Here is a 12,294-nt window from a genome sequence, read left to right on the forward strand (position 1 = left end):
GCTCTTCTGCATGAGGCGGAAGAGCCATTTTCAAACCAGTTTTTTTACCAGCGCCTCGCTATGGCGAATACGCTCCGGCGCCCGCTCTAAATCCTGTTGTACCAGCGCCATAAACAGTAAGTCGGTCAACATCATTTGCGCATGTGTCGAGGAGATAGCGGCGCTACGCGTCGCTTGCTCTTCAGCAATCGTATACAGACAGCGGGTGGCGCGCTGCTGCAAGGCGTTGGGAGAAAAACCGGTAATGGCCAGGATTTTCGCGCCTGCGCGTAATGTTTCGTCCGCCGCCAGGTTCAGCTCGCGCCGCTCCCCGGAATAAGAGATCGCCAGCAGCAGATCCTCCGGCGCCAGCGCCTGCACCGTCGCCAGCAGGGCGTGCATATCGCGCTCAACCACCGCGTTAATGCCAATCTTCAGTAGCTTCCAGGCAAAATTTTGCGCCACCAGCCCAGAGGCGCCAATCCCGGTGATCACAATACGGCGGGCGTGGCGCAGCATCGTGACGCTTTCTAACAGCTTTTCTTCACTGTTAACGTCCAGCGTGGCGTGCATCGCCGCCACATTCTCTTTAATTAATTTTTCCCCGACCAGACGCATCGGATCGTCGCCGCGAATCTGGTTATGAACGGGAACGGAATGCGGATTAGGATTGCTGGCCAACGCTTCGCTGAGAGCCAGTTTCAACGCCGGAAACCCTTTAAACCCCAGTTTTTGCGCGAACTTGACTACGCTGGATTGGCTGACGCCCGCTTCAGCCGCCAGTTGCTGCGAGCTCAGATGCCGCGCCGTATCCGGTTGCGCGAGCAGATAATCCGCCAGTTTCCTGTCGCTTTGCGCGAGATCCGGATAACGCTGGCGAATACGAATCAAACAGTTCATGGGCAGCTCCTGCGAAACGTGATGGCGACGACAAAACGAAATTTCACTCGCCTGGGGGAATATTCTATTCCATCATGGACGCTTATTATGAATTAAAAATTCCAGAGGGACAAAAATGAATCTCGGTACCTTAGTGTCTGAAACCCGTAACCCGCAAACGATGGATCTGGATGCGTTGCCTACTCCTGAATTAGTTAAGCGTTTTAATGAACAGGATACGCTGGTAGCGGAAGCAGTAAAAGCCACTCTGCCTGACGTTGCGCGTGCGGTGGATGCCGCGGCGGCGGCGCTGAAGTCTGGCGGACGTATCATCTATATGGGCGCGGGCACCAGTGGTCGGCTTGGCGTACTGGATGCCTCAGAATGCCCCCCGACGTTTGGCGTTCCGCACGGTCTGGTCGTCGGGCTGATTGCCGGCGGGCCGGGCGCGTTGTTGAAAGCGGTCGAAGGCGCGGAAGACAGCCAACAGGCAGGCGAAGACGATCTTGTCGCACTAAATCTGCAAGAACAGGATCTGGTCGTGGGGCTCGCGGCGTCGGGTCGTACACCCTATGTGATTGGCGGCCTGCGCTATGCGCGACAGTCCGGTTGTACCACTGTTGCCGTCTCCTGTAATCCAGATTCGCCTATTGCGCGGGAGGCTAATATCGCCATTTCGCCCGTTGTCGGGCCGGAAGCGCTTACCGGCTCCACGCGGCTGAAATCCGGCACCGCGCAGAAAATGGTACTCAATATGATTTCTACCGGCGCGATGGTGAAGTTCGGCAAGGTCTATCAAAACCTGATGGTGGATATGAAAGCCACCAACGTCAAACTGGTCGATCGCGCGTGTCGGATGGTCGTTGAAGCGACCGGGATAGGTCGTGAAGAGGCGGAAACGTTGCTGAAACAGACCGATTTTGAGGTTAAGCCCGCCATTTTGATGGCGCTTACGGGGCTGGATGCTGCAGCCGCCAGGGAAAAACTCGCCGCTCATCAGGGCTTTTTAAGGGCGGCGTTAGAACACTAAAGAGGTGTGTATGGATAAGACGGCAGCGCTCGCCAGCGACATTTTACGTGGTATCGGCGGAGAGCAAAATATTCTGCGCCTGGAAAACTGTATGACGCGAGTCAGGGTGGAGGTACAGGACGACAGCCAACTGGATATTCCGCGCTTAAAAGCGTTGCCTGGCGTCAGTGGATACGTAAAGCAAGGAGAGCAACATCAACTGATCGTTGGGCCGGGGAAGGCTGCGCAGGTGGTTGATGCGATGCGCGTGCAGATTGCCGCAGGTGGTGTAAAGCCGGACGATGCTATGGCGCGTACCAAATCCGAGGCGAAAGCGAAGTATAAAGCGCCGATGAGCGATGCGTTGCGTAAGCTGGCGAATGTTTTTATACCGCTTATCCCCGCCTTTATCGCATCCGGCTTGATTACCGGCATTATCAACATTCTTAAACGTCCGGATATCGTCGGCGATGTTGCCGTCCACTATCCTAACCTGCTGGGCCTGATGGGGATATTTGGTAGCGCGGTGTTCGCTATCATGAACATTCTGGTTGGCGTCAATACCGCGAAAGTCTTTGGCGGATCGCAGGCGTTAGGCGGCGTGATGGCGGGGATCCTTTCCAGCCCGCAACTGGCGCAGATTACGCTCTTTGGCGAGGCGCTTCAGCCGGGACGGGGCGGCGTCATCGCCGTCCTGCTGGTGGTGGCGTTAATGTGCTGGATTGAGCGCCAGTTCCGTAAGCTGCTGCCGGGGTCGCTGGAGTTAATTCTTAACCCTTTATTGACGACTGTTATCACCGGCGCGGTAGCGATTGTCGCTCTGCAACCGCTTGGCGGCTGGATTTCAGACGCTATTGCTCACGGCGCGTCCTGGGCTATCGATCGCGGCGGTTTTCTGGTGGGCGCGGTGTTAGCCGGAACCTTCCTGCCGTTGGTACTGACCGGGCTGCATCAGGGGCTGGTGCCTATTCATGTGGAGCTGGTGCAAGCGCACGGCTATAACGCGCTGTTTCCCATCCTGGCGATGGCGGGCGTTGGTCAGATAGGCGCGGCCATTGCCGTACTGATGAAAACCCGCAATGCGCGGCTCAAAAAGGTGATTAAAGGCGCGCTTCCGGTCGGACTGCTGGGGATTGGCGAGCCGCTGATTTTTGGCGTCACGCTGCCATTGGGTAAGCCATTTATTGGCGCTTGCCTCGGCGGCGCGGTAGGCGGGGCGTTGATCAGCTACTGGAAAGTGGCGACGGTAATTACCTTTGGTATTTCCGGTTTGCCGCTGGCATTAACAATTGTTGCCGGAAAAGTCCTGTTCTATCTGTTAGGCTATTTAATAGCGGTAATTGCCGGGTTTATTTTTACCTGGCTGCTGGGGTTCAATGATCCAGAGGAGTAAGGTTTGGTCAGCCACGAGCGTCGTGTCGTCTTTTTTGATTTGGATGGAACGTTACATCAACAGGATATGTTCGGCAGTTTTCTGCGTTATTTGCTGCGCCGTCAGCCGCTAAATGCGCTGCTCGTACTGCCGTTGTTGCCCATTATCGGTATCGGTTTACTGGTAAAAGGGCGTGCGGCCCGCTGGCCGATGAGTCTGTTATTGTGGGGCTGTACTTTTGGCCATAGCGAAACGCGTTTGCAGGCGCATCAGGCGGATTTTGTCCGTTGGTTTCGCGCTAACGTCACGGCGTTTCCGGTTGTACAGGAGCGTCTGACCACCTATCTATTGAGCTCTGACGCGGATATCTGGCTTATTACCGGTTCTCCGCAATCATTGGTAGAGCAAGTCTATTTTGATACGCCGTGGCTGCCGCGCGTTAACCTCATCGCCAGTCAGATGGCGCGACGGTATGGCGGCTGGGTATTAACCGTGCGCTGTCTGGGCCATGAAAAAGTCGCGCAACTGGAACGTAAAATCGGTACGCCGCTGCGTCTTTATAGCGGCTACAGCGACAGCAAACAGGATAACCCGCTGCTTTATTTTTGCCAGCATCGCTGGCGGGTGACGCCGCACGGCGAGTTGCAGCAGCTCGAATAGTGAAACGCATAGCGTCTGTGTATAATGCCGCCCGCTTTCATTACCGGAGTTACCTCTTTGTCTGATGTCGAATTAGATCACGAATACTGGATGCGCCACGCGCTGACGCTGGCGAAACGCGCCTGGGACGAACGCGAGGTTCCGGTTGGCGCGGTATTGGTGCATAACCATCGCGTCATTGGCGAAGGCTGGAACCGACCCATTGGCCGCCACGATCCTACTGCGCATGCTGAAATAATGGCGCTGCGTCAGGGCGGTCTGGTATTGCAGAATTATCGGTTACTGGATACCACGCTGTATGTCACACTGGAACCCTGTGTGATGTGCGCAGGCGCTATGGTGCATAGCCGCATTGGACGCGTTGTCTTTGGCGCGCGCGATGCAAAAACCGGCGCGGCCGGATCGCTAATTGATGTGCTGCACCATCCGGGAATGAATCACCGGGTCGACATTATTGAAGGGGTGCTGCGCGATGAATGTGCGACGCTGCTCAGTGATTTTTTCCGTATGCGTCGTCAGGAAATTAAAGCCCTGAAGAAAGCCGACCGTGCGGAAGGCGCGGGGCCGACAGTATAGCGCAATGCCGGATAAGACGTTGCGCGTCGCCATCCGATAAGACCATCGCGCTATTTTTCTTCTTTCTTCTGCGGCGTAAACAGTAAAGACGGCGAATGCGTCAGGTAGCCTGATGACTGCGATAAAAACGACAGGAGGGGGAAGGGCGCTTTATTCAGCTCCTCCGGCGACACCGCCGGGTAATCCTGCGCCAGTTTCATGGCTTCCGCTTCCTGCTTTTCTTTTTCCTGCAAATACCCCACTAAACTTATCTGGTATTTACGGATATTTTCCACATAAGCATAAGCCTCATGTCCACGCGCGTAACCGTAGGTTAGCTTACTGTAATACGGTTTTTGGCTTAACAGAGGCAAACGCTGCTTCACATCGGTCCAGCTATCCGGATTGCCTTTGGTTTTTACCGTCAGCGATCTGGCATCGAGCATGTGCGCATAACCCATATTGTAGGCGGCTAAGGCAAACCAGATACGCTCGTCTTCCGGAACGGTTTCGGGAACTTTAGCCATCATATCTTCAAGATAGCGAGCGCCGCCGCTGATGCTTTGCTCCGCATCGGTACGGTCGGTCAGCCCCAGACTTTGGGCGGTATTTTTAGTCAGCATCATCAGGCCGCGCACGCCGGTTGGCGAGGTCGCCAGCGGGTCCCAGTGTGATTCCTGATAAGAAATCGCCGCCAGCAGGCGCCAGTCTATCTCTTTGGCATATTTTTTAAATAACGGCTCCAGCTCCGGCAGGACGTTATCCACCGCTCGCAGGAAAGAGCGGGTATCAACGTAGTCGAAATCATCGCCATGCCCCAGATATTTCTCTTCGATCCGCGCCAACGACCCGTCTTCATTGATCGAATTGAAAAAATCGAGCAGCGCGGCGGAGAGCGTATTATCGTCGTCCAGTCGGCTAAACCAGGTCACGGGCTGTTCATCCGTGACATCCAGCGCCACGGCCAGTTCGGGATGAACGCGCTGAAACAGACTGATCGCCACTGAATCGGCAATGGTGTAATCCAGCTTGCCGCTGATGACCTCTTCCAGCAGCGTCGTCGAGCCTTTTTTATCATCCACTTTCCAGCTCAGGTCGGGAAACTTTGTCTCTTTTAAACGCTGTAAATCATTGACCACGACGTGCCCTGGCGCAATGGTAAGCTGATTCTCGTTAACGGTCGCCAGCGAACGTGGGCGATATTGTCCGACCCGGTAAACGAGCTGTTGCGAAACCGAATAATACATGGGACCAGGCTGATAGTTTTTAACGCGCGCGCTGTCGTAGACCAGCCCTGCCGCGAGCAGGTCGGCATTGCCGTTATCCAGATCGTCAAACAACTGGCTGATATTCTGGCGCACCGTCACTTTCAGCTTCACGCCGAGATAGTTGGCGAACTGCTGCGCCAGTTCATAGTCCAGACCATATTTTTTACCGTTGATAACGGAATAGGTTAATGGCGAGTCGATCGTACTGACGCGCAGTATCCCCCGGGCTTGAATCGCGGCGATATGGTTTTCGGTTTTACCGAACCAGGGGATTGAGGGCCAAAGGGCTGCTGCCAGCAGCAGCGTCAATATGCCGATGAACAGATAATTAATCTTTAATTTTTTCAATTAGTTAATTCTCTGGATCGTGCGTTGCCTCGGGCTGAAAAAGATGTTTTGCTGCAATAGATAAGTCATTAATGAGCGGCATTTTGCGTAACAATGCGCCAGTTGGCAACTTATTCGCAACGATAGCCGCACCGTATGACAAGAAAAAGCGGTGATTTTATTTCTACGCAAACGGTTTCGTCGGCGCGTCAGATTCTTTATAATGACGGCCGTTTCCCCCCTTGCGCACACCGAAGCTTAGAAGACGAGAGACTTATGATGGAAATTCTGCGTGGTTCGCCTGCACTGTCTGCATTCCGTATCAATAAACTGCTGGCGCGCTTTCAGGCTGCCAACCTCCAGGTCCACAATATATACGCTGAGTATGTCCATTTTGCTGACCTGAACGCCCCGTTAAATGATAGCGAGCAGGCGCAGCTTACCCGTCTGCTGCAGTACGGCCCGGCGCTTAGCAGCCATACGCCGGCGGATAAACTCCTGTTGGTCACACCGCGTCCTGGTACCATCTCCCCCTGGTCTTCAAAAGCAACGGATATCGCCCACAACTGCGGCCTACAACAGGTTGATCGTCTGGAGCGCGGCGTAGCGTACTATATCGAGGCTTCGACGTTGACGGCGGAACAGTGGCGACAAGTGGCCGCAGAGCTGCACGACCGTATGATGGAGACGGTGTTCTCTTCTTTAACCGATGCGGAAAAACTGTTTATCCACCATCAGCCTGCGCCAGTTTCCAGTGTCGATCTGCTGGGAGAAGGCCGTCAGGCGTTAATTGACGCCAACCTGCGTCTTGGTCTGGCGCTGGCGGAAGATGAAATCGACTATTTGCAGGAGGCGTTTACCAAACTGGGGCGCAACCCGAACGATATCGAACTGTACATGTTCGCCCAGGCGAACTCCGAGCACTGCCGCCACAAGATTTTTAACGCCGACTGGATTATCGACGGTAAACCGCAGCCGAAGTCGCTGTTTAAAATGATTAAAAACACCTTCGAAACCACGCCGGACTATGTGCTCTCTGCCTATAAAGACAATGCCGCGGTGATGGAAGGAGCTGCGGTGGGGCGCTACTTCGCCGACCACAATACCGGCCGTTACGATTTTCATCAGGAGCCCGCGCACATTCTGATGAAGGTCGAAACGCATAACCACCCAACCGCCATCTCTCCGTGGCCGGGGGCGGCGACCGGTTCCGGCGGCGAAATTCGTGATGAAGGCGCCACCGGGCGTGGCGCGAAACCAAAAGCCGGGCTGGTGGGCTTCTCCGTTTCCAACCTGCGTATTCCGGGCTTTGAACAGCCGTGGGAAGAGGATTTTGGCAAGCCGGAACGTATTGTCACCGCGCTGGATATCATGACCGAAGGTCCGCTGGGCGGCGCGGCGTTTAACAACGAATTTGGTCGCCCGGCGCTGACCGGTTACTTCCGTACTTATGAAGAGAAAGTGAACAGCCACAACGGCGAAGAGCTGCGCGGCTACCATAAGCCGATCATGCTGGCGGGCGGGATCGGTAATATTCGCGCCGATCACGTGCAGAAAGGCGAGATCGTCGTGGGCGCGAAGCTGATCGTCCTTGGCGGCCCGGCGATGAATATCGGCCTCGGCGGCGGCGCGGCATCGTCAATGGCTTCCGGCCAGTCTGATGCGGATCTCGATTTTGCCTCTGTTCAGCGCGACAACCCGGAAATGGAACGCCGCTGCCAGGAAGTGATCGACCGCTGCTGGCAGTTGGGCGACGCTAACCCAATCTTGTTTATCCATGATGTGGGCGCGGGCGGTCTCTCCAATGCGATGCCGGAGCTGGTGAGCGACGGCGGGCGCGGCGGGAAATTCGAACTGCGCGACATTCTTAGCGACGAGCCGGGCATGAGCCCGCTGGAAATCTGGTGTAACGAATCCCAGGAGCGCTACGTACTGGCGGTCGCGGCTGACCAGTTGCCGCTGTTCGATGAACTGTGTAAGCGCGAACGCGCGCCGTATGCGGTCATTGGCGACGCTACCGAAGAACAGCATCTCTCGTTGCATGATAACCATTTCGACAATCAGCCGATCGACCTGCCGCTGGATGTCCTGCTGGGCAAAACGCCGAAAATGACCCGCGATGTGCAAACATTGAAGGCGAAAGGCGATGCGCTGAACCGCGCGGATATCACGATTGCCGACGCGGTAAAGCGTGTTCTGCATCTGCCGACCGTGGCGGAAAAAACCTTCCTTGTCACTATTGGCGACCGTACCGTCACCGGTATGGTGGCGCGTGACCAGATGGTTGGCCCGTGGCAGATCCCGGTAGCTGACTGCGCGGTCACTACCGCCAGCCTCGACAGCTACTACGGCGAAGCGATGTCGATTGGCGAGCGCGCGCCGGTGGCGCTGCTGGACTTTGCCGCCTCCGCCCGTCTGGCCGTCGGTGAAGCGTTGACTAACATTGCCGCGACGCAGATTGGCGATATCAAGCGCATCAAGCTTTCCGCTAACTGGATGGCGGCAGCCGGTCATCCTGGCGAAGATGCTGGTTTGTATGACGCGGTTAAAGCGGTGGGAGAGGAACTCTGTCCGCAGCTTGGCCTGACGATTCCGGTGGGCAAAGATTCGATGTCGATGAAAACCCGCTGGCAGGAAGGTAACGAACAGCGCGAAATGACCTCGCCGCTGTCGCTGGTGATTTCCGCGTTTGCCCGCGTGGAAGACGTGCGTCACACCCTTACGCCGCAGCTGTCAACGGAAGATAACGCCTTGCTGCTGATCGATCTTGGCAAGGGCCACAACGCGCTGGGCGCAACGGCGCTGGCGCAGGTCTATCGTCAGCTTGGCGACAAACCCGCGGACGTGCGTGACGTCGCGCAACTGAAAGGCTTCTATGACGCCATGCAGGCGCTGGTCGCTGCGCGTAAATTACTGGCCTGGCACGACCGTTCCGACGGCGGTCTGCTGGTGACGCTGGCCGAGATGGCCTTTGCCGGCCACTGCGGCGTGCAGGTCGATATCGCCGCGCTGGGCGATGACCATCTGGCCGCACTGTTCAACGAGGAGCTGGGCGGCGTGATTCAGGTACGCGCTGAAGACAGAGACGCGGTCGAAGCGCTGTTGGCGCAGTACGGCCTTGCTGACTGCGTCCACTACCTTGGTCAGGCCCTGGCTGGCGATCGCTTTGTGATTACCGCTAATGACCAGACGGTATTCAGCGAAAGCCGCACTACGCTGCGTGTCTGGTGGGCGGAAACGACCTGGCAGATGCAGCGTCTGCGCGACAATCCGCAATGTGCAGACCAGGAACACGAGGAGAAAGCGAATGATGCCGATCCGGGCCTCAACGTGAAGCTGTCGTTTGATATTAATGAAGATATCGCCGCGCCGTACATTGCGACAGGCGCACGACCGAAAGTCGCTGTACTGCGCGAGCAGGGGGTGAACTCTCACGTGGAGATGGCGGCGGCGTTCCATCGTGCGGGCTTTGACGCGATTGACGTCCATATGAGCGACCTGCTGGGCGGTCGTATCGGTCTGGGCAACTTCCATGCGCTGGTGGCTTGCGGCGGCTTTTCCTACGGCGACGTGCTGGGGGCGGGCGAAGGCTGGGCGAAATCCATTCTGTTTAACCATCGGGTGCGCGACGAATTCGAAACCTTCTTCCATCGTCCGCAGACGCTGGCGCTGGGCGTGTGCAACGGTTGCCAGATGATGTCGAATCTGCGCGAACTGATCCCGGGCAGCGAACTGTGGCCGCGTTTTGTACGTAACCATTCTGACCGCTTCGAAGCCCGCTTCAGCCTGGTGGAAGTGACGCAAAGCCCATCGCTGCTGCTGCAAGGAATGGTAGGCTCACAGATGCCGATTGCGGTTTCCCATGGGGAAGGGCGCGTTGAGGTGCGGGACGATGCGCATCTTGCCGCGCTTGAGAGCAAAGGCCTGGTCGCCCTGCGCTACGTTGATAACTTTGGTAAGGTGACCGAAACCTACCCGGCTAACCCGAACGGTTCGCCGAACGGCATCACGGCGGTGACGACCGAAAATGGTCGGGTGACGATTATGATGCCGCATCCGGAACGCGTATTCCGCACCGTCGCCAACTCCTGGCACCCGGAAAACTGGGGCGAGGATAGCCCGTGGATGCGTATCTTCCGTAATGCGCGTAAGCAGCTAGGTTAATTAGCCCGATAGCCATTAAGCCCCTCTTCACGAGGGGCTTTTTTGTAGACGGCGCTTATCAGGCCCACGGGGAAGCGCGGTTGAAGCTACCGTCTTGAACGTCAAGCGGTAGGCCGGATAAGGCGTTTACGCCGCCATCCGGCAATAAACTAGTGCTTATGCCGCAAGATTAAAGTGTCGGGAAATCCCGACATGAGTGGGGGATAGGTTGTCGCCAAAAAGAGACATTTAACTATTTGATTTTAAATTGTTTTATTTTTAGGTGTTACAGGTGTTGCTGATTGGCGACAGAAAGGGCAAAAAACAGACAGAGCCATTTTTAGCATGAATAACGATATTTTTCATATCTATCATTGTGTTAACAAAGTCTTTTGAATGTTGGCACAATTACTGCATAATGATAACCAGTGGCTCATTCACCTTCTTATGTCAGCCCCTTAGGGACGCGCTACATAAACTTCGAATGACGCACAACAAGGTGCCTGCCGTCCAACTTCTGATAATAGCGTAGCTTTATCAACCTCCGGGCGAAACGTCGAGTTAGGCACCGCCTTATTCCATAACAAAGCCGGGTTTAGCCCGGCTTTGTTGTATCTGGCGCTTCCCTCGGTTAGCATCTTTTTTATTCTTCTTTTATGTGAGCGACACGTTGAAGCGCTGGTCTGTTTTCCCCCGTTCTTTACGACAATTGGTCATGCTGGCCTTTTTGCTAATCCTGCTGCCGTTGCTGGTTCTGGCCTGGCAGGCGTGGCAAAGCCTTAACGCGTTAAGCGATCAGGCTGCGGTGACTAACCGCAGCACGCTTATTGACGCCCGGCGCAGCGAGGCGATGACCAACGTCGCGCTGGAGATGGAGCGAAGCTACCGACAGTATTGCGTGCTTGACGATCCGACGCTGGCAAAAGTGTATCAAAGCCAGCGTAAGCGCTATAGCGATATGCTGGACGCCCATGCCGGCGTCTTGCCTGATGATAAGTTGTATCAGGCGTTACGCCAGGATTTAAATGCGCTGGCGCAATTGCAGTGTAAAGATAGCGGCCCGGAAGCGGCAGCGGCCGCGCGCCTGGAGGCCTTTGCCAACGCGAATACGGAAATGGTGCAGGCGACGCGTACTGTGGTTTACTCGCGCGGGCAGCAGTTACAACAAGAAATCGCCGAGCGCGGACAATTTTTCGGCTGGCAGGCGCTGGTGCTATTTCTGGTGAGTCTGGCGATGGTGCTACTTTTTACCCGCATGATTATCGGGCCGGTGAAAGGAATTGAACGGATGATTAATCGCCTGGGCGAAGGCCGTTCTTTGGGGAATACCGTCACCTTTACCGGTCCGCGTGAATTACGATCGGTGGGGCAGCGCATTATCTGGCTGAGTGAGCGTCTGGCGTGGCTGGAATCCCAGCGCCATCAGTTTCTACGTCACTTGTCCCATGAGCTGAAAACCCCGCTGGCCAGTATGCGCGAGGGGACAGAGCTGCTGGCCGATCAGGTGGTTGGGCCGCTGACGCCGGAGCAAAAAGAGGTGGTCGATATTCTGGATGACAGCAGTCGTAATTTACAAAAATTGATTGAGCAATTGCTTGATTACAACCGGAAACTGGTAGACAGTGCCACAGAGCTGGAAGCGGTCGATATCGCGCCGCTTGTGGATATGGTGGTTTCCGCCCACAGTTTGCCTGCCCGCGCTAAAATGATGCATACCGATGTCGACCTGGAGGCCGAACGCTGCATAGCAGAGCCCATGTTGCTGATGAGCGTGCTGGATAATCTCTATTCCAACGCGGTGCACTATGGCGCTGAATCCGGTAACATTTGTATCCGTAGCCGCTCTCAGGGCTCCACGGTTTATATCGATGTGGTTAATAGCGGCGAGCCGATTCCGCAAACCGAAAGAGAAATGATTTTTGAGCCTTTTTTCCAGGGAAGCCACCAGCGAAAAGGGGCGGTAAAAGGCAGTGGGTTAGGGCTGAGTATCGCCAGAGATTGTATTCGTCGAATGCAGGGAGAGATCCAACTGGTGGATGACAACGCGCAGGAAGTCTGTTTTCGCATCTCGCTGCCGCTGCCTGCATCTGACAAACACTAAT

The 12,294-nt window shown here is 55.7% G+C and carries 9 protein-coding genes; 6 read left to right on the top strand and 3 right to left on the bottom strand.

The features are described from left to right. Window positions 1-30 precede the first annotated feature (30 nt). Window positions 31-879: a MurR/RpiR family transcriptional regulator gene (locus ABVM99_RS12915; RefSeq protein WP_000995703.1), complete on the bottom strand. Its 849-nt coding sequence runs from the start codon at window positions 877-879 to the stop codon at window positions 31-33. A 115-nt stretch (window positions 880-994) separates the two neighbouring features. On the opposite strand from ABVM99_RS12915, the gene murQ reads away from it, so the two are divergent. From murQ to tadA, 4 genes are read left to right on the top strand one after another with little or no spacing between them, the layout of a single operon-like run. Next, a complete protein-coding gene (murQ, locus tag ABVM99_RS12920) occupies window positions 995-1,888 on the top strand; it encodes an N-acetylmuramic acid 6-phosphate etherase (protein ID WP_001048531.1) in 894 nt (297 codons plus the stop codon). Between the two features lie 10 nt (window positions 1,889-1,898). Continuing rightward, a complete protein-coding gene (locus ABVM99_RS12925; RefSeq protein WP_000361660.1) occupies window positions 1,899-3,260 on the top strand; it encodes a PTS transporter subunit EIIC in 1,362 nt (453 codons plus the stop codon). 3 nt (window positions 3,261-3,263) lie between these two features. After that, window positions 3,264-3,899, top strand: a complete 636-nt coding sequence (gene yfhb, locus ABVM99_RS12930) for a phosphatidylglycerophosphatase C (RefSeq protein WP_000253558.1) — start codon at window positions 3,264-3,266, stop codon at window positions 3,897-3,899. Between the two features lie 24 nt (window positions 3,900-3,923). Next, on the top strand, window positions 3,924-4,475 hold the full coding sequence (gene tadA, locus ABVM99_RS12935; RefSeq protein WP_001134564.1) for a tRNA adenosine(34) deaminase TadA: 552 nt from the start codon (window positions 3,924-3,926) through the stop codon (window positions 4,473-4,475). Window positions 4,476-4,525: 50 nt separating this feature from the next. Here the strand turns inward: tadA and mltF are convergent, their stop codons facing one another. Both mltF and ABVM99_RS12945 read right to left on the bottom strand, forming a co-directional pair. Further along, entirely contained in the window at window positions 4,526-6,070 is a 1,545-nt protein-coding gene (gene mltF / locus ABVM99_RS12940; protein WP_001650370.1) for a membrane-bound lytic murein transglycosylase MltF, read from the bottom strand. Further along, the gene (locus tag ABVM99_RS12945; protein ID WP_001667158.1) at window positions 6,071-6,301 is read right to left on the bottom strand and encodes a hypothetical protein; all 231 of its coding nucleotides are present in this window, start codon (window positions 6,299-6,301) and stop codon (window positions 6,071-6,073) included. Window positions 6,302-6,325: 24 nt separating this feature from the next. On the opposite strand from ABVM99_RS12945, the gene purL reads away from it, so the two are divergent. Further along, complete coding sequence (purL, locus tag ABVM99_RS12950; RefSeq protein ID WP_052938316.1) at window positions 6,326-10,213, top strand: phosphoribosylformylglycinamidine synthase; 3,888 nt, start codon at window positions 6,326-6,328, stop codon at window positions 10,211-10,213. Window positions 10,214-10,862: 649 nt separating this feature from the next. Then, window positions 10,863-12,293: a two component system sensor histidine kinase QseE/GlrK gene (gene qseE / locus ABVM99_RS12955; RefSeq protein ID WP_001670672.1), complete on the top strand. Its 1,431-nt coding sequence runs from the start codon at window positions 10,863-10,865 to the stop codon at window positions 12,291-12,293. Window position 12,294: the final 1 nt, after the last annotated feature.

Source organism: Salmonella sp. SJTUF15591 (genome assembly GCF_043356435.1).
GTDB lineage: Bacteria > Pseudomonadota > Gammaproteobacteria > Enterobacterales > Enterobacteriaceae > Salmonella > Salmonella enterica.